The organism is Flavobacterium aquidurense (genome assembly GCF_031458035.1).
Classification (GTDB): Bacteria; Bacteroidota; Bacteroidia; order Flavobacteriales; family Flavobacteriaceae; genus Flavobacterium; species Flavobacterium aquidurense_C.
Map to the genome: position 1 here is coordinate 321,555 of NZ_JAVDXR010000002.1, position 19,833 is coordinate 341,387.

Annotated in this window: 10 protein-coding genes; 3 read left to right on the forward strand and 7 right to left on the reverse strand. The window is 36.7% G+C overall.

The annotated features are described in order from the left end of the window. The first annotated feature begins 132 nt into the window (after positions 1 to 132). From J2X17_RS04560 to J2X17_RS04570, 3 genes are read left to right on the forward strand one after another with little or no spacing between them, the layout of a single operon-like run. Positions 133 to 774, forward strand: a complete 642-nt coding sequence (locus tag J2X17_RS04560; RefSeq protein WP_310295131.1) for a 2Fe-2S iron-sulfur cluster-binding protein — start codon at positions 133 to 135, stop codon at positions 772 to 774. After that, positions 771 to 1,751, forward strand: a complete 981-nt coding sequence (locus J2X17_RS04565; protein ID WP_310295132.1) for an FAD binding domain-containing protein — start codon at positions 771 to 773, stop codon at positions 1,749 to 1,751. Before J2X17_RS04560 ends, J2X17_RS04565 begins: the two co-directional genes overlap by 4 nt. An 8-nt stretch (positions 1,752 to 1,759) precedes the next feature. After that, a complete protein-coding gene (locus J2X17_RS04570; RefSeq protein WP_310295133.1) occupies positions 1,760 to 3,970 on the forward strand; it encodes a xanthine dehydrogenase family protein molybdopterin-binding subunit in 2,211 nt (736 codons plus the stop codon). 226 nt (positions 3,971 to 4,196) lie between these two features. Here the strand turns inward: J2X17_RS04570 and J2X17_RS04575 are convergent, their stop codons facing one another. The 7 genes from J2X17_RS04575 to J2X17_RS04605 form a co-directional block, all read right to left on the reverse strand. Further along, entirely contained in the window at positions 4,197 to 4,757 is a 561-nt protein-coding gene (locus J2X17_RS04575) for a DUF2911 domain-containing protein (RefSeq protein WP_310295134.1), read from the reverse strand. Between the two features lie 55 nt (positions 4,758 to 4,812). Beyond that, positions 4,813 to 6,624: a glycoside hydrolase family 2 protein gene (locus J2X17_RS04580; protein WP_310295136.1), complete on the reverse strand. Its 1,812-nt coding sequence runs from the start codon at positions 6,622 to 6,624 to the stop codon at positions 4,813 to 4,815. A 234-nt stretch (positions 6,625 to 6,858) separates the two neighbouring features. Beyond that, a complete protein-coding gene (locus tag J2X17_RS04585) occupies positions 6,859 to 9,303 on the reverse strand; it encodes a glycoside hydrolase family 2 protein (RefSeq protein WP_310295137.1) in 2,445 nt (814 codons plus the stop codon). A gap of 3 nt (positions 9,304 to 9,306) precedes the next feature. Further along, positions 9,307 to 10,485, reverse strand: a complete 1,179-nt coding sequence (locus J2X17_RS04590) for a glycoside hydrolase family 88 protein (protein ID WP_310295138.1) — start codon at positions 10,483 to 10,485, stop codon at positions 9,307 to 9,309. A 296-nt stretch (positions 10,486 to 10,781) separates the two neighbouring features. After that, positions 10,782 to 12,299, reverse strand: coding sequence for a RagB/SusD family nutrient uptake outer membrane protein (locus J2X17_RS04595; protein WP_310295140.1), 1,518 nt, complete (start codon positions 12,297 to 12,299; stop codon positions 10,782 to 10,784). A 17-nt stretch (positions 12,300 to 12,316) separates the two neighbouring features. After that, positions 12,317 to 15,319, reverse strand: coding sequence for a SusC/RagA family TonB-linked outer membrane protein (locus tag J2X17_RS04600; protein ID WP_310295141.1), 3,003 nt, complete (start codon positions 15,317 to 15,319; stop codon positions 12,317 to 12,319). Between the two features lie 214 nt (positions 15,320 to 15,533). Continuing rightward, positions 15,534 to 19,628, reverse strand: coding sequence for a two-component regulator propeller domain-containing protein (locus J2X17_RS04605; protein ID WP_310295143.1), 4,095 nt, complete (start codon positions 19,626 to 19,628; stop codon positions 15,534 to 15,536). Positions 19,629 to 19,833: the final 205 nt, after the last annotated feature.

Sequence of the window (19,833 nt, forward strand, 5' to 3'; positions counted from 1 at the left end):
TCGTGGCTTATTTTTCGTTTTATCGAAATTAAAATATCAGTTTGTATGAATTTTATAACCAATTATTCTGTAGGATTGTTAAATTTGTTAGGAATAACATTTTGATATTTTCTAATCTAAAAAATACCAGGTATGGCTGCCAAAAGATCTACCAGAAATAAAGAAACCGACGATGAATCTACAGCATCTCGTCGTGACTTTCTAAAAAAATCGGGACTATTTACTGCTCTTGCTTTGGCACCGCCTTCATTGGTCATGGCCTCTGAAAATAAATGGGATGAAAAAATCGCCGAATACCTTGAAACGGTTCCGCTTTCTATTGAAGTAAATGGCGTAAAACAAAATCTCAATGTAGAGCCACGAACCACTTTGTTAGATTTACTTCGTGAGCAATTGCATTTAACAGGAACCAAAAAAGGCTGTGATCACGGACAATGTGGCGCTTGTACCGTTCATGTGAATGGAACACGAATTTTGTCTTGCCTGACATTAGCGTCAATGCAGCAAAATGCACAAGTCACTACAATTGAAGGACTTTCAAAAGGAAAAAAACTGCACCCTATGCAGGAAGCTTTTATCAAAAATGACGGTTTTCAATGCGGATACTGCACGCCTGGACAAATCATGTCGGGAATTGCCTGTATTAAGGAAGGACATGCCAACAGCCGCGAGGAAATCAAAGAATATATGAGTGGTAATATTTGCAGATGTGGTGCTTATCACAATATCGTCGATGCTATTACCGAAGTGAAGGAAGGAGGGATGCTGTCATGAAAAACTTCCAAATAATTAGAGCATTATCAGCGGGTTCGGCGGTAAAAAGTATTGCCAAAGAAAATTCGGCCATGTTTATCGCAGGCGGAACCAATTTGGTTGATTTAATGAAGAAAAATGTTGTCGCTCCGGACAAATTGGTCGACATCAATGCCTTGGACTTGAAAAAAATAGAATTTCTAACCGGAAAAGTTTCAATTGGCGCATTGGCAAAAAACAGTCAGGTTGCCGAAGATAAATCCATAAAAGAAAAATATCCTTTGTTGGCAATGGCTTTAACTGCCGGAGCATCACAACAAATTAGACATATGGCAACGGTTGGAGGAAATATGCTGCAGCGTACCCGTTGCTCTTATTTTTACAATACCGATATGCCCTGCAACAAACGCACCCCAAAAAGTGGCTGTGGAGCTATTGGAGGATCGAACAGAATGCATGCCATTTTTGGAGCTTCAGATAGTTGCATCGCCGTTCATCCGAGTGATATGTGTGTGGCGCTTGCCGCTTTAGACGCAAAAGTTTTTGTTGAAGGTCCGAAAGGGAAACGAGAAATTAAATTCACAGATTTTCATCGCCTTCCAGGAAATACACCTGAAAAAGACAATACTTTACAACCCAAAGAAATTATTACTTCGATAGAAATTCCGGATAATAATTTTACTAAAAATGTTCACTATCTAAAAGTTCGTGACCGAAGCAGTTATGCTTTCGCCTTAATATCGGTTGCAGTTGGTTTAGATATACAAAATAACACCATAAATGATGTCCGACTTGCGATGGGCGGTGTGGCACATAAACCATGGAGATTGACCGAAGCCGAGGAATTTCTGAAAGGAAAACCCGTTTCTGAAACAACATTCAGACAAGCAGCAGATTTAGCCATGAACGGCGCGAGAGGTTATGGAGACAATGATTTTAAATTAATTCTCGGACCAAACGCCATTACGGAAGCACTCACTATAGCAGCATCTAAATAATTTGAATTATGAGCAAGACAAGTAATATAAACAGAGTTGACGGATTTGCTAAAGTGACCGGAAGTGCGACGTATTCGGCTGAATATAAAACGGATGGAGTTACCTACGCCTGTTTGGTTGGAAGTACGATTGCAAAAGGAAAAATTAAAAGCATCGATACAAAAACGGCAGAATGGGCTCCGGGAGTTTTGGCTGTAATAACGCATCTCAACGTAGATAAACCTGCCGGATATGAAAAAGCAAAAGACCGAAAGAATTTTGGTCAGCCGCTTCAAATTTTTAAAGATGATTCGATATTGTATTACGATCAGCCAATTGCTTTGGTTATCGCCGATACTTTTGAGCGAATGCAATATGCCGCAAGTTTAATTAAGGCAGAATATGTAAAAGAAGAACATTCGACAGAATTGCAAAAAGCTGCCGATAAAGTAAAAAAAGTAGACACTGACAAAGGTAATGATTATCACCGCGGTACTCCGGATGGTTATAAAAATGCCGAAGTTGTTTTAGAAACAGAATATATAATTCCGACAGAAGTTCACAACCCAATGGAACTGGCGAATATTATCGCCAAATGGGAAGGGAATAAACCAACGGTCTACACCAAAAGTCAGGGTGTTGAAGGAACTCGCAGAAGTATCGGAAATGTGTTTGGAGTTCCGCCTGCGGATGTTTCGGTACATTCTGAATATGTGGGAGGCGCGTTCGGAATGGGTTTACATACCTGGCCGTACGAAATCGCGGCTTTAATTGGAGCAAAGAAATTAAATCGTCCGGTGAAGTTAGTGCTTCATCGTGAACAAATGTTTACCAATGTTGGATTTAGACCTTATACGATTCAGAAAATGGGTTTAGGCGCAACCAAAGAAGGGAAACTTACAGGATTGACACATGAAGCCGTTGCCATGACTTCGAGTTATGAGGATTTTATGGAAGGAACCGTAAATATGTCAAGATTTATTTATGATTGTGCCAATGTTTCAACAAGATACAGAATTGTTCCTTTGGATACGTGCTCACCAATCTGGATGCGCGGTCCGGGTGAAGCAACTGGTTCTTTTGCCTTAGAAAGCGCGATGGACGAACTGGCGTATAAATTAAATATGGACCCGATTGAATTTCGTAAACGCAATTATGCCGAAAAAGATTTGGAACAAAATAAACCCTGGAGCAGTAAATACCTTATGGAATGTTACGAAGCAGGAATGGAGCGTATTGGTTGGAAAAACCGCAAGAATAAACCGGGAAGTGTTCGCGAAGGCGATTGGTTGGTAGGCTACGGAATGGGAACCGGAACGTTTGGCTGTTACAGAAGCCCGACAACGGTAAAAGCAAAATTTTTGCCTGATGGGAATCTCGTACTCCAATGCAGTGTCAACGATATGGGTCCCGGAACTGCAACCATGATGACAGCCATTGGTGCCGATGTAACCGGAATACCGACAGAAAATGTAATTATTGAAATGGGAAAAAGCGGGCTGCCAAAAGGACCAACGCAAGGCGGTTCTGCAACAACTTCATCGGTTGGGTCGGCTGTGAATGATGCTTGTAAATTGTTAGTGACGAAAGTTATTGATCTTGCGGCCAAAACGGATACTTTCAAAAATATACCTGTTGATGATTTGGCTTTTGCCAATGGTACTGTAACTTCTAAAAAAGACAGTAATAAAAGCGTTTCTGTTACATCATTGCTCAGCGAAAATAAGCTGGAAGAATTGGCAGTTGAAAATGAATCTAAAGCTTCAGAGGAAGCTAAAAAATATTCGATTTATTCGTTCTCTGTTCATTTTGTAAAAGTGTTGGTGAATCCGAATTTAGGAAAAATCAGATTGGCGCATGTGGTTTCCTGTGCGGATATTGGAACTGTAATCAACCAAAAAACTTCGGCGGGACAAATGTACGGCGGAGCGGTTGGCGGCATTGGAATGGGATTGATGGAATCACTTGAAATCGATCATCGTTTCGGACGTCCGATAAACAATAATTTTGCCGATTATCATGTTCCCGTAAATGCAGATATTGAAAAACAAGAAGTATTTTTCGTGAATAAAAAAGATCCAATCAGTAACCCAATGGGAACAAAAGGTCTTGGTGAAACTGCTTTGGTCGGAATGGCGCCTGCAATTGCCAATGCGGTTTTTAATGCCACCGGAAAACGTGTTCGAGATTTGCCAATTACTTTGGATAAGATTATTGAACCAAATGTTGCAACGGCTTGATGATATATTATTCTGTTGAAAACTTATTTTTCTCTCCGCCTAATTTTATGTTAGGTATAGAGGCGATATCCTTTTATGAAGTGAAACGGAATAAAAGAGAAAGCCGATCCCGAAGCCTCGGCACGACCGTAGGGAACACCATAAATAATATTATTCACGTAATTGCATAAAACAAAAATGGCTATTCAAATTCTGAATAGCCATTTTTATTATTTTAAAGTAAAAATTACTTAATCGTAATTGGCACATCAACAGTTGTTTTTTCCCATCCAATAACCAAATTTGTGATCCCATCTTTTGCAGTAAAAGCAATTGATAATAATTCGATTGGAGTTGGAACTGTTTTAACCGGAACTGAAATTCTTACCAAATCTTTGCTTTCGTCATAAGCGTATGAACCCCACATATCAAGTTCTTTATTGATGATGATCGTCCATTTGTCTTTTTCCGGAATTGCAAATAAACTGTACGATCCAGCAGGTACAGCAACGCCATTTATAGTAGCCGGTTTATAGAATTTGATTTCTGTATTTTCGTTAGCACCAACTCTCCATACTTCACCAAACGGAATTAATCCTCCAAAAATCACACGCCCTTTAACGGCTGGTCTTGAATAAATAACTTTAATTAATTGTGACGGCGTATCTGTTTTTTTGAATTTAATTGATCTGCTTGGAAAATAAGCAATATCAGCCGGACTTGCATCTAGCGGAGCAAATTTAACTTCCTGTGCATTCATTGAAATGGCAGCTAATAAGATAATTGCCAGTAAACTAAATTTTTTCATAGGATAAATATTTTTTTGATTCACACAAAAGTAAATGATATTATAGAGAAAGTTCCTATTCTTTTGCCTTTTTTGCATACCAATTCTGCATGATGTAAAATGCTTTCTTTTTATTGCCGTCATTCGAAATTAAACCCTTTCGGTTGTACTCGTCCTGAATGCCAGGAAGGAGTCTTCTTGGCGATCTGAAATCAACCAGAATCCATGGGCTCAAACCACTAAGATGAGGTATTTTTTCGATCATTTTTAAATTCTGAATGTACAGGTATTCCTGAAACTCTTCTGTCCAGCGCTCATTTTTTTCTCCGTGTAAACCTTGTTTGGCATCTCCTCCAAATTCAGACACAATAACCGGTTTGTTGTATTTCGTTTTCCAGAAGATTTTCTCCGCATCTTCAAGTTTTCCGCCGTACCAGCCTAAATATTGATTGAATGAAATAATATCCAGATATTCACCGATGGCGTCGTTAATTGTTCCAAAACCGTCACTTCCGCTTTGCGTTAATAAAGCTGCGCTAATCAATCTGGTATTGTCTAAAGTTTTTGTGTGATCGACCAGATTTTTGATGAACGCATTTCTCGCATCCGAGATTGGCGTTTCATTTGCCATCGACCAGATAATTATACAAGCCCTGTTTTTATCTCGGGTAACGGCTGCTGTCAATTGATCTTGGGCATTTTTATAAGTGTCTTTATTGGTGAATTCTACAGTCCAGTACACCGGAATTTCTTCCCAAACCATTAAACCCAGCTTATCGGCCGTTCTGATAATGTTTTCGTTATGCGGATAATGTGCCAGACGAACATAATTGCAACCCAGTTCTTTTGCCCAGTTTAGCAAACGCAAAGCATCTTCTTCCGAATTGGCTCTTCCGCCTTTCGCATTTTCTTCGTGGATTGAGATTCCTCTTAAAAAGATTGGTTTTCCGTTTAATAAAATTTTATCTTCTTTAGTTTCGATTGTTCTGAAACCAATATTATCTTTTAATTTTTGTCCGTTAAAGTCAATTGTTAAATCATATAATTTCGGATTTTCAGGTGACCAATACGAGATTTTTTTGGCCGGAATTTCGAAGTTTAAAATTCCGTCAGCTCCAACTTTTCCTTTGTAATTGATTTTTAATTCAGGAATAGTAATGATTACATCACTTTGCGAAGCGTCAGGAGTATTGATTTTTACAAAACCTGAAATCAATGCTGCATTATTCTTTTTAAGCTGAATGGTATAATCTTCGATAAATGAAGCTTCTTCTTCAATCAAAGTCACATCACGTGTGATTCCGCCGTAATTCCACCAATCGGTGTTAATGGTCGGAACATCTTCTTTATGACGTGTGTTATCTACTTTAATAACCAGATAATTGTCCTTTGGTTTTACGATTGAAGTAACTTCATAATTAAATGGCGTAAATCCGCCAACATGAGTTCCTAATTTTTTACCGTTCAGATAAACATCTGCTTTGTAATTGATGGCTCCCAAATAAACGAAAAGACGTTTTCCTGCTTTTAAATTATAATCGAAAGACTTTTTAAACCATACATTTCCCTCATAATATTTCAGTTCCGGAACCTGCGAAGTCCAATCACCCGGAATATTTATTTTTGGCGATTTATCAAAATCATATTCGACCAATTCCTGCTTGTTTACGGCATGGTAATTATTGAAATAAGCTGCATTTGAGGGCTTTGCCTGTTTATCATATTCATCATGGTGAAAGCTGTAATATCCTGTTTCATAAGGATCAATAATGTAATTCCAAACCCCGTTAAGCGAAGTTGTATTTCGGTTTGAAACGTTTGAAATCAGGTTTTGTGCAATTCCAAAGAAAGATGTGGTTAAGAGGAATGCGGTTAATAGTTTTTTCATTGGTATGTGTATTTGTTTTATGTTTTAAGTTTTCTGCCACAAAGACGCTAAGGCACAAAGTTTTTTTTGCCACAGATTAAAAGATTAAAATATTTTTTTTTCACGCAGATTTTACAGATTTAAGCAGATTTTTTTAATTAAAATTTGTTGTAATAAATAATCTGCGCATATCTGCTTAAATCTTTTTAAAATCTGCGTGAAATAATAAATTATGATAATAAAAACGTTGTGCCTTTAGTGACTTTGTGACATTATTTTTAAATATTCCCCCTTAAAACTCTGATTCAAAGCTGTCATTTCAATCGCCATATTCGAACCATCCGGAATGACTTCAATCGATGCTCTTCCGTTTGCCATTTTTATCGACTCACTTCCGGTTGGAGTTCCTTGGTTTTTTAGTGTTTTACCACCTTTCAAACATTGAAAATAAACACTTTCTTCATAATCAAGGCATCGTAAATTGTTATTGTCGATTGCAATTGCTGTTACCAGATAATTACCGTTTTTTAATTTTTCTGAAGTTAATTTTAAAGAAGTTGCCGCATCATTTTTGTTAAAACGATAGTTTACTTTCAAAGTATCAGAAACCGTTTTTCCGTCTTTATTTTTACCAATCGCGATCAGAATATTATCTCCTTTTTTAAAATTAACATCCCAAGTTAAGCCATTTGCAGGATATAGCGAAAGATTTCTCAATTTTTCTCCCAATGACTTTCCTTCATGATATAAGGTAACTTTCTCGCAATTACTGAAAACGCTCATGGTTCTTGGCGTATTTTCAGGTCCCTGACGTTCTGTCCACGTATGTGATTCGATGTAAGTAAACGGCTCTTTGCTCCAATAACTTTTAAAAACATAATAGGCATCTTTCGGAACTCCGTTTCTATCTACAAGTCCTTTTTGGTTCATATACGGAATATCATCTTCTGGTCGTAACGGTGTTGCAAAATCCTTAAATGCCCATTGAACGTTGCCCACAAATGTTGGGTCGTTTTCAGAAATATGCAAATGCCAGTCAAATAAATCGACGATATAATTCTCACTCCAATCGCCAATTTGAGCCACATTTGCGACTTTCGTCTGTACAATTGCTTCTTCCCATCCTTCCGCTTTTATGACACCTTCGCCGGTAACCGGATTTTCGCTGTGACGCCCAACATGACTATCGCCACCATATTCGGCGTGAATGAAATGTTTGTATTCCTTTTTGTAAACGTCAATTGCTTTTTGGTAACTTTTGTAACTTCCTGAATACCAGCCAGACCAAATAGAAGGGGAGAAGACATCGACAATTTGCGAACCTTCATAATATTTTCTGATAGCTGTTTTTCTGGTTGGATCAAGTTTGTGCGCCAGGTCATTCAATTCAGTTAAAAAGACATTCGTTTTCGTTGTATTATCTCCGTCAGGGAAATCCGGAAGCCAATTCATTTCATTCCCCAACGACCAAATAATGATACTTGGGTGATTGTAATTTTGACTGATGATTTCCGTCAGCATATTTTTGGTATTGGTTTGCCAAAGTTCACCGCCAATTCCACCGCGACACCATGGCAATTCATCCCAAACCAATAAACCCAACTCATCACAGGCTTTATAAACTTCGGGATCTTGCGGATAATGCGCCAAACGGACAAAATTTGCACCCATTTTTTTGATGGATTTCATATCTGCCCAATGCTGTGCGTTGCTCATTGCTGCGCCAACGCCTGCTTGCTCTTCATGGCGATGTGTACCGCGAATAAGCAACCTTTTTCCGTTAAGGTAAAATGGTCCGTGATCTTTAAACTCAAACCATCTGAAACCTACTTTTTCACTGACACTGTCTTTGATTTGTTTTCTCTCCGATAAAACAGCGGTAACCGAATATAAATTTGGATTATCAGTATCCCACAATTCAGGATTTTTGATGTTTTCGAATATAATATTCGAAGTTTTACCAGAAACTGAAATCGTTTTGCTGGCTACTTTTTTCCCTTTCGGATTTTTAAGCGTTACTGTTAACGATAAATCTTTTGCATTTTCAGAAGAAATAGTCGCAGCCAGAATTTGTACCGAAGCACTTTTGGCAGAAACCTGTGGCGTTGTAATTTTTAAATTATCAATTCGATTTTTGTATTGAGATAACAGCCAGACATCTCTTGTAATGCCACCATAAATAAAGAAATCGCTCTTTTGAGACGGAATAATTTCGATGTCGTAACTATTATCAACGCGTACAAAAATATCGTTGTTTCCTTCTTTTATAAAATTCGTAATATCGATTGTAAAGCCAATATAACCGCCAATATGCCTACCGGCTTCTTTGCCATTTACATAAACTTTTGTAGTTACGTTTGATCCTTCAAAATATAAAAAATAACGTTTTTCTTTATCAATCGAAGCAATGTTGAGTTTTTTTTGATACCAGCTTGCGTCGCGTCTGTAACCAGGATTTAAGTCGGTCGCATCTTCGCTGTTCCAGCTGTGAGGTAAAGTGATATTATTCCAATTTTGAGCTTTTTGAGCTTCATTAAGATTTGGAGTATGATTTTCTAAATACAACCAATTATTATTGATGTTTGTTTTGGTTCTCATTGCCGAATTGCTTTGGGCAAAACTGCTATTGATGCCAAAAAGAAAAACAATAAAGGATGCTGCGATAGAAAAAAGCTTAAAGTTGTGGTATTGTTTTTTCATGAATTATAAAGCTTTTTTTCTTAATAATGCTTCCAGAAAATAATAATCGGCATAGATTATTGGTTCGTCGATTTCGTCGTGTTTTGGGCAGTTTCCTGTGCTGTGATCTAAAATAAAAGGCGCTTTTACAGCATCGCTCAAAATGTATTGATTAGACTTTAAAGACTTGATTATTTTATCGGCGAAAGCCAAATAGCTGTTGTTTTTAGTATAACCGTACAATTCATATAACGCTGAAGCCATCACAGTCGCCGCAGAAACATCTCGTGGCGAATTTGGAATCGCAGGATCTTTAAAATCCCAATATGGAATTCCGTCTTTTGGGAGGTTTTTGTTGTTGATGAAGAACTTTGCAGTTGCTTCGGCTTGTTTTAAATAAGCAGGATCTTTGGTGTATCGGTATGACATGGTAAAACCGTAAACTGCCCAGCCTTGTCCGCGTGCCCAAACCGAGTCGTCATTATAACCCTGTAAAGTCGTTTTCTTTCTGACAGCTCCTGTAGTAGGGTCATAATCAATCACATGGTAACAACTATTGTCTGCTCTAAATTGATTTTTTAAAGTCGTATTGGCGTGCTGAATCGCAATGTCCTGATACTTTTTATTTCCTGATAATTTTGAAGCTTCAAAAAGCAATTCTAAATTCATCATGTTATCAATAATCACTGGATAATCCCAAATTTCTTTGTTGAAATCCCACGATCTTATCGCACCAACTTTAGGATTAAAACGTGTACATAATGTTTCGGCACCTTTGATAATTACGTCTTTGTATCCTTGTTTGTTTTCCACTTTTAAAGCTTCTCCAAAACTGCAAAACACTTTGAACCCGACGTCATGCGAATTATTATTTACACTTTCCTTTTTGCTGAAAGGCGTCCATTTGTGGGCTTGATTTTTATAAGCTTCATTTCCTGTCAATCGGTACAATTGCCAAAGGTTTCCAACAAAAAATCCGCTTGTCCAGTCTTTCGAAGGAACTTTTTTTATAGTATTGGTTTTGACGGACATACTGCGTGGCATTGATAATGAATCAACCGGATAATCAAGCAGCATTTTATATCTTTTCTCCAGAAGGTTTTCTGAAGTTGATGATTTTTTGGTCTGGGAATAAATCTCAGATTTGCACGCTGTTATCAGCAGTGCAAACCCAAGAATTACTAATGAACTAACTTTATTCATACTTACTAATTAATTTTTTGTTTTAAATTAAAAATTGAGAATTAAAAATTAAAAATCTGACATTGTTTGTCATTTCGACGGAGGAGAAATCTTCACGAGAAGCTCCGCATGCGAATAGCCAATCTTTGTCGAGTTACTAGCGGAGATTTACTTCGTCTGTTCGCTGTCGCTCGAGTCTCCCCGCCGAAATGACAAAAAAGAGGATAAAATCTGCAAGAAAAAATAAACGTATTGCTATCTAGCACAATTGCAGGTTTCAACAATTTTTAATTTTTAATTCTAAATTTTTAATTTATCTAATAACCAGGATTGTTAGGTTTTAAATTAGGATTGATGGCTAATTCAGTTCCAGGCAATGGGAATAAATAATCTTTGTTCGGATCAAAATTCGCATGTGGTTCTAAACCGTTTGGACCAAAAACTTCCGGTCCGTTTTTCAATCTTTTGATGTCATACCATCTCACATATTCAAAAGCCAGTTCTAATCTTCTTTCATCAATTACCATTTTTCTAAAATCAGTTTTTGAAAGTCCAGGTGTTACATTCGCTGGGAAAGAAACCAATTTACCTGCTTTATTTCTTGCTCTTGCACGCACGCGGTTTACGTAACCATCAGCTTCAGTAGTTCCCGGAGTGATTTCATTTAAAGCTTCAGCAGCAGTCAGCAATACTTCGGCATAACGCATTGTAATGTAGTTGTGTTGCGAAGTTCTTCCGTTAGCACCAGCTTTTCCGGGAAAACGGTAATATTTGGCTATGTGTGGGCGAGGTGCTTTTTCGTTATCACTTGAAGGATAAATCTGCAATGCTCCGCCTGGTCCTGTTTTCTTTCTGATGATAGTATCAAAACTTACCGCTCTTCTGTAATCTCTTTTGTCCCATGTATCAAATACTTTTTGAGAAGGAACTGCAACAGAAAATCCCTGACCATAGCTATAACTGTCATCTTTTAATGATCCTGTAAAAAACGCTGTATAATCCTGACCGTAATTTCCAGAAACCAAGTTGTTAAAGTCAATAGTAAACAATGGTTCTTTTAAAGCAGCTGTTTTTGTAGCGTTGAATAAATCCTGAAAATCAGCATCTAAACCTAAACCAAATTTTGCCTCATTTGTAATTACATATTTTGCTTCATTATAAGCTTTTTGATAATTTCCTAAAGTCAAATAAACCGAAGCCAGATAACCTGCAGCAGTACCTTTTCCCGGAACCGCTTTTACTTTTGGTTTGTCTTCCAGCCATTGTTTTGCAAATTCTAAATCGGAAATGATTTTGGCGTAAACTTCAGCTTCTTTGGTTTTGCTTAAAGAATTTACCTGCGCAACATCGTTTACAACAAAATCGACGTACGGAATATCTCCAAAAATTCGAACTAAATGATAGTAAGCAAAAGCTCGTGCAAAATATGCCTGAGCTACAATTGCGTTTACTTTTGCAGGATCTCCGGGCGTTTTTTTAGCACCTTCAATCGCCTGATTTGCAGCTGTAATAATGATATACGATTGTGGCCAAAAGTTAGCAACAAGCGCGTTGGTATCATTCATGGTCATGTCATTTACATCGATACGGGCGGCTTGTGTGGTTCTGTCACCAATATCGGCCATGTCATCACGAAGCATCAAAGCAATTGTGAATTCTCTTCCCCAGTAATTATTGTGGGCAATATTAGCAAAAGCTCCATTTACAGCGGCTTGTAAGTCATCTGTATTGTTAAAAAAGTTGTCAGGGCGAATAATTCCTACTGGCTTTTCTTCAAGATCAGAGCAGCCAAAAGCGAATATTCCCAAGAAAAATAAGGCTATATATTTTTTCATAATATGATTGTATTAAACTAGAATTTTAAATTAAAACCGAAAGTGAAGGTTTTTACGTTTGGATAACTTCCATAATCCAATCCTAAGTTGGTGTTACTTCTGGCGTTAGTGTCATTCAGGTAATTTACCTCAGGATCTGAACCCGGATAATCTGTAATTGTCCAAAGGTTTTGCGCACTGATGTAAAAACGAACTTTGCTCAATCCCATTTTTTGCACCACTTTGTCATCTAAACTATATCCGATAGACACGTTTTTCAAACGGATGTAACTTGCATCATAAACAAATCTTGAAGCAATTCTTTTTGTTCTTGCTGCATTTGCAGGAACATCAGTATCTGTATGTGTTGGTGTCCAGGCATCCAAAACTTCTGTCGTTGCATTGTTGTTTCCTGAAGCCAATTCCATTAAAGTATAATTTAAGATTTGGTTTCCTTCTGAACCTTGGAAGAAAATATTTAAATCAAGATTTTTATACGTGAAATCATTATTGAATCCGAAGATGAAATCAGGATTTGGGTTACCGATAATCGTTTTATCATTAGAATCCAGTTTTCCGTCACCATTTACATCTCTGTATTTTTCTCCACCCGGAGCCGTTTCAAAATTCCCCGGAAGAACAGTTTCTCCTGGCTGAATTACACCATTATAAACAAATCCAAAGAATGATCCCACTGGCTCACCAACTCTCAAAATCTGCGATTCTGTTGCAAGGAAATGTCCCGGAGCAGAGTTGATTAATAAGTCTTTGTTGTCAGCTAATTTCAATACTTTATTTTTGTTCGCAGAAATATTAAAGTTGGTAGACCAAGTGAAGTCAGCACCAATAAAGTTCTTCGTATTGATTCCTAATTCCCAACCTTTATTTTCTAGTTCTCCAACATTTTGAAGCTGAGAAGCAATTCCTGAGATTCCCGGCAATGGTCTGTTGAACAATAAATCTTTGGTAATCGTTTTGTAATAATCTGCTGTTAAACTGATTCTGTTATCAAATAAACCTAAATCAATTCCGTAATCCTGTTGATATGAAGTTTCCCATTTTAAATTCGGATTATCCAAAGAAGTCAACTGAACTGCATTTACAATTACGTCACCACTCACATCATAAATTTCTGAGAATCTTGATAAAGTAGAGTAGGCGCCGATCGATGGGTTTCCGGTTGCACCATAACTTGCTCTCAATTTAAGGTTTGAAACTGTTTTGCTGTCTTTTAAGAAATTTTCTTTACCGATATTCCAACCCACGGCTCCAGAAGGGAAAGTTCCGTATTTGTAGTTTTTACTAAAACTTGAAGACCCATCACGACGTGCCGTAAACGTAAATAAATATTTGTCGTCGTAATCGAAATTCAATCTTCCGAAAGCAGAAATCAATTCGGTTTCAGACAATCCTGAATCTGGTTTTAAAAACACTGTTCCTGCGCCTAAATTATGATACGAATTGGTATTGGTTAAAAATCCTCTTGAAGCAGCATACGAATTTTCGTTTCTGTTTTTTTGATATGAATAACCTCCAAGAACGGTCAAAATTCCTTTTTCGATAACTTCATGTTTGTACGTTAAATAATTCTCTGTTAAGAAAGAAGAAAATCTCGTGTTGTTTACAGAAGCTTCTCCTTTGATATTTTTTCCTGCAATTAAAGTTGAAGGCGTATATCTTCCGGTTTGAGAATTCGATTCGGTTAAACCTAAAGTTGTTTTAAAATTTAAATCTTTAGTGAATTGGTAGGAGGCAAAAAAGTTACTTCTGTTGGTAATATTGATTACTTCCAGAATATTTTCCATTGCAGTCGCGTACGGATTGTCGATATCATCTCCAATTGGCGCTGTCGTTGTATAAGATCCGTCAGCATTATAAATTCCTTTATCCGGCATAAATCTGTAAGCTGCAGCAATTACACCCGCTGCACCTGTTCCTCCGGCGCCCGTCTGGCTGATAATTCCGTCTTTGTTTTGCTTGCTTGTAAATAAATTCAAACCAATTTTAAACTTGTCGCTCAAATCAGCTTCAAGATTACTTACAATCGTGTATTTATCGATTCCAGAATTGATGACAACTCCATTTTGGTTGAAATAATTGCCGGAAACATAATATCTGATTTTATCGGAACCACCTGAAAATGATAATTGAGTATTCGAAATCATTCCGTCACGATAAATAACATCCTGCCAGTCTGTGTTTGCTCCGCCAGAAGTATGCGTCGTAAAACTTTTTCTGTACGCCACAAATTGATCTCCGCTTAATAAATGTAATTTGTTATTTACTGATTGTGTCGAGGTCGAATTGCTGAATTCAATTACCGGTACTCCAGACTTTCCTTTTTTGGTCGTCACCATAATAACTCCGTTTGAACCTCTCGAACCGTAAATAGCAGTTGCCGAAGCATCTTTTAATATTTCAATCGAAGCAATATCCTGAGGAGCCGGCATTGAAGCACCTGCAAAACCGTCAACAACAATAAGCGCATCTCCACTCGCATTGATTGATGTTCCGCCACGGACTCTGATTTTTACCGGAGCACCTGGTTCACCACCATTATTTGATTGTACCGAAACCCCTGCAGCACGGCCTTGTAAAGCCATTTCTGCATTTAATAAAGGATAAGCAGTTAATTCTTTTGCCGTTACCGAAGATACAGAACCCGTAATATCACTCTTTTTACGAGTACCATAACCTACAACGACAACTTCGTCAAGGTTTTTAGTATCAGGTTTTAAACTCACATTGACTACTGTTTTGTTTCCTACCGGAACTTCTACAGATTGATATCCCACAAAATTGAAGACTAAGACAGGATTTTTTTCTGAAACTATTACAGTAAAGTTTCCATCCATATCTGCAGACGCCCCAACTGATGATCCTTTAATATAAACATTGGCACCAGGAAGCCCAAGTAAGTCTTCGCTGGAAGTAACTTTTCCGGTGACTTTTCTTTCCTGTGCATTCATAACAATATTTCCTAGTAAAAAGAGTACCAGAAAACACCATTTAAGCGATTTAATTTTTTGGTTTGTAAACATTCATTTTTTGGTTTTAAGGTTAATGTTAGATAAAATAGAAAAGCAATAAACTCATTCCGATGATGAGCAGCATGAATAAAATTTGCAGCAGTCTGAATTTTGTTTTTTCGATTTTCATAGGACAAATATATACGTCGCAAACGATATAGAAATACAAAAAAGGGTATCTAAAAATACAGATACCCTTTTTTAAGCCTTTAAAAATGCGGATTGTTTAAAATACGTCTACGGATTTAGAAAATTTGTCAGCAAATTGTGACGGCGTTTCTCCGTATTTTTTCTGGAAACATTTGCTGAAGTATTTTGGATTATTGAAACCAACTTTATAACTCACTTCTGAAACGTTGAGTTTATTTTGTTCCAATAATTGAGCGGCACGTTTCAATCTGATTTCATGAATAAATTCGTTTGGCGTATAATTCGTCCATGCTTTTATTTTTAAGAATAACATCGTTCTGCTGACACCCAATTCTGAACAGAAAAACGGAATATCAAATTGCTCGTTAGAAATGTTTTCCTCAACAATTTTGAATGCTTTTTTCAAAAGTTCTTCGTCTAAAGAAGAAACCGTGATTTCTGACGGTACAAAATTATCTTCGCTTGAGAATTTGTTTTTCAGCCTCTCAGTCGAATTCAACAGGTTCTTAACGCGAAGTTTAAATTCTATTAAATTGAAAGGTTTACTGATATAATCATCGGCACCGCTTTCCAGTCCTTCAAATTTATAAACCAATGAAGATCTCGAAGTCAATAAAATTACAGGAATATGACTGGTTTTTAAATTCTCTTTAATTTTCGAGCAAAGTTCTGTTCCTACCATTTCAGGCATGATAACATCGCTTATAATTAAATTAGGAACATGCTGCAATGCTTTTTCGAAAGCAATTTTTCCATTTTCAGCTTCGATAATATTGTATTCTTTTTTGAGCAGATTTTTCATGAAAGTTCTCAAAACCTTATGATCTTCAACCAGTAGAATTGTTTGCTTTTCGGTATCAACCACAAAATCGCCAATGTCTTCCGGTTCTGGTATTTCACCAGTTTCCAATTGTGTGGTGTATTGAACAATGTCATCACTGATTTTAAAATCTTCAATAATTTCACTGTCCAAAAGATGAGTACGACCCAACGGTAGCGTTACTTTAAAAACAACTCCGCCATTTTCTTTATTAGATACGTCAATGTTTCCTTTATGAAGCTTGACAATGTTTTTTACGATAGATAAACCAATTCCAGTTCCTTTATTATAGTTTTTCTGAACGTTATTGTGCAGTGGAACTTCAAAAAACAAATCGAAAATTTTATCAATATGCTCGTTAGCAATTCCAACTCCCGAATCTTCTACAGCTATAAAAAGATTCTCGTGATCGTGATTGATTTTAATGTTGATGCTTCCACCTTTTGGTGTGTAACGAAACGCATTCGAAATCAAATTATAAAAAACACGTTCGAGTTTATAGCGGTCAAAATACACCAGAATTTCTTCTTCTTCTGCTTCAAAAGTATAACTGTAACCGCCATCTTTGGCATATTCAATAAAAGACAAAAAGATTTCTCTGGTAAATTTTACAATATTTCCGTTTGCCGATTCCAGTTTCACCTGATCGTTTTCAAGTTTTCTGAAATCCATCAAACGATTAATCAAACTTAAAAGATGATTGGCGCTTCCTTCAATTACCAACAATTTTTTATACATTTCATTGGTTCCGTTATAATTGGATAAAATCTGTTGCAACGGCCCTAAAATTAGAGTCAAAGGCGTTCTGAATTCATGCGAAATATTAGTAAAGAAATCCAGTTTTGCTCTGTTGTTTTCTTCGATGCGCCTGGTTTCTAAATACTCTAATTCGAGTTTTTGTTTTAGACTGGCTTTGGATTTCATAATCCAGATTAAACCGTATAAAGCTGAACCAATTATAAGTCCGTACAATAAAAAGGCCCAGATACTGCGCCACGGAGCTGGTTTTACAACAACGGTCAGCGTCGTAGGGATTTTATTCCAAACGCCGTCGTTATTGGCGCCGCGCACTTCAAAAACATATGTTCCCGGATTTTGAATGGCATAAATAGCTTCCGTATTTTTCGTCGTCGTCCAGTTGTTTTCCAGTCCGGTTAAACGGTAACTGTATTGATTATTTTTTGATCGAATGTAATTCGGAATCGCAAAATTGATCGAAAAATTCGCTTTGTCATAATCCAGCGTAATGGTTTTCGTATACCCGATGCTTTTTTCTAAAATGCCTAAAGAATCATTTGCGGTTGTTGTTTCATTTTTGATTTTCAAATCGGTAATCAAAACCTGCGGCGCATATTGATTGATAGAGATTTTTCGGGCATCAAAATAAGTGGCTCCGGATGGGCTTCCGAAATAAAATTTATTCGAATCCAGTTTTAAAGCCGAATTGTCGTTGAATTCATTACTCGCCAAACCGTCTTTCTGATCGTAAATCGCAACTGTTTTTCTGGTTGTACTATATTTTATAATCCCCTGATTCGTACTGATCCAAAGGTTTTTGTCGTCATCTTCTAAAATGGAATGAATCGATGTTATAACCGTATTTCCAATTTTTAGATTGATTCTGTTGAATTTTTTTCCATCAAAATAATGCAGTCCTTTTGCCTTTGTTCCCACCCAAATTTTATTTTGAGAATCCTGAAACAACGTCAAAATATCATCTCCCGATAAAGCGGCAGCATCAAAAAAGTAATGTTTTATTACAGATTTATTCGGTTGAAAATTTTGCAATGAAATCAGATTTAGTCCGTTTTGAGAGCCAACCCAAAGCCTTTTTTGTTTGTCGATTAAAATCGTACGGATGATATTATTAGTCAAATAATTAGGTTTGGTATTATCATTTCCAATAACCTGAAAATCTTTAGAAATCGTGTTGTACCGAATCAGTCCTTTGCTGAAAGTTCCAATCCATAAAATGTTATTTCCTTCTTTTTTGATGGAATAAACACCGGTTTCTTTCAGTAAATCATTTAGTTCAGATGAAATTCGGCTGTCTTCAATTCTTTTTGAAACCGTGTTGTAAGCTGAGATTCCTTTGGAGAAAGTTCCCATCCACAAAATATGATCTTCCGCAAGACACATTGATTTGATATCGTCTTTAGTTGTTTGACCGTTTTTGCTGTTGATGTAGCTTGTTACTTCGGTATTTGGATTGTAAATCGTAATTCCACCTCCTTCAGTTCCAAAATAAACATTGTGATTTTTATCTGCAATAATCGAACTCACGACATCAAAACTCATCGGAATCTTTTTCGAATTCTGATTGTAATTGGAGAAATTCACATTCGAAACATCCCAAAGATTCACGCCTTTGTAATAACAGCCGATCCAAACCGAACCTTTTTTATCAAGAAAAACCGATTTTACCTTGTCAATTCCGTTGCTATTGTTGCTGTTGTTTATTTTTTGAATGCTTTTGTCTTCTCCTAAAATATAAATTCCATCATAAGCCCCAATCCAAATTGAACCCTGATTGTCAATGGCTAAAGCACGAATATCCGTATTGAGTTCGCGGTATTTTTCATCAGACAAAAAAGAAACATATTCTTTCGTTGTCGGATTAAATTTTAAAAGTCCTTTATTTTTTGTACCGACCCAGATATTATGGAAGCGATCTTCGGCAATTGCAGGCACAGTCAATAAATCTTCACTATTTAAAGGATAATTTTTAAAAGAGAATTTGTTGTTTTTTCTGCCGGTAAGAACGCATAAACCTTTTGTGGTACCAATCCATATTTCGCCTTTTTTGGTTTTTAAAATACTCAGAATATTATTACTCGGTAAAGTAGTATTGTCAGTATCAGAATGAAAAGTAGAATTAAATTGTCCCGTTTTTTTATTGTAAATGGTTAATCCTTTTGAAGTTCCAAACCACATTTCATCACCAATCTCCTTAATTGACCAAACTGCATTACCACTTATATTATGATTGGTTTTTGTGTGTAAATATCGTGTGAACGTATTTTTTACCGGATCATAACAATTCAGTCCGTTGTAAGTTCCAACCCAGATTTTCCCTGAATTATCTTCTTCAATAGCCAGAATATCATTGTTGCTGATAGACGATTTATCATTAATATCGTTTCTAAAAATCGTAAATCGGCTGCCATCATATTTATTAAGACCGTCGCGCGTACCAAACCACATCTGCCCAAATTTATCCTGATGAATAGCAATAACAGAACTCTGCGAAAGCCCGTCAGTCGTAGAGATATTTTTGAGACGATATTTATTTTGGGAAAATACATTCCCGGAAATAAACAGTAAAACCAGAAAAGCTATTTTGTATTTCATGGTGTTTTTTTTTAGGTGCAAAGGTTCAAAGTTACAAAGGAGCAGAGGTTTTTTTGCCACAGATTTCACAGATAAAATGGATTTTTGGAGTAATTTTTTCCGCCACTAATTCACGAATTTTTTAAATCGTTATGCGTAATCATTCGTGAATTCGTGGCTATTTTTTAGATATAGTAATCTTTTTAATTTGTGAAATCTGTGGCAA

What these genes read in the sequence shown, in the direction of transcription:
- J2X17_RS04560 (WP_310295131.1), top strand. Translation starts at nt 133, where the DNA reads ATGGCTGCCAAAAGATCTACCAGAAATAAAGAAACCGACGATGAATCT.
- J2X17_RS04565 (WP_310295132.1), top strand. Translation starts at nt 771, where the DNA reads ATGAAAAACTTCCAAATAATTAGAGCATTATCAGCGGGTTCGGCGGTA.
- J2X17_RS04570 (WP_310295133.1), top strand. Translation starts at nt 1,760, where the DNA reads ATGAGCAAGACAAGTAATATAAACAGAGTTGACGGATTTGCTAAAGTG.
- J2X17_RS04575 (WP_310295134.1), bottom strand. Translation starts at nt 4,757, where the DNA reads ATGAAAAAATTTAGTTTACTGGCAATTATCTTATTAGCTGCCATTTCA.
- J2X17_RS04580 (WP_310295136.1), bottom strand. Translation starts at nt 6,624, where the DNA reads ATGAAAAAACTATTAACCGCATTCCTCTTAACCACATCTTTCTTTGGA.
- J2X17_RS04585 (WP_310295137.1), bottom strand. Translation starts at nt 9,303, where the DNA reads ATGAAAAAACAATACCACAACTTTAAGCTTTTTTCTATCGCAGCATCC.
- J2X17_RS04590 (WP_310295138.1), bottom strand. Translation starts at nt 10,485, where the DNA reads ATGAATAAAGTTAGTTCATTAGTAATTCTTGGGTTTGCACTGCTGATA.
- J2X17_RS04595 (WP_310295140.1), bottom strand. Translation starts at nt 12,299, where the DNA reads ATGAAAAAATATATAGCCTTATTTTTCTTGGGAATATTCGCTTTTGGC.
- J2X17_RS04600 (WP_310295141.1), bottom strand. Translation starts at nt 15,319, where the DNA reads ATGTTTACAAACCAAAAAATTAAATCGCTTAAATGGTGTTTTCTGGTA.
- J2X17_RS04605 (WP_310295143.1), bottom strand. Translation starts at nt 19,628, where the DNA reads ATGAAATACAAAATAGCTTTTCTGGTTTTACTGTTTATTTCCGGGAAT.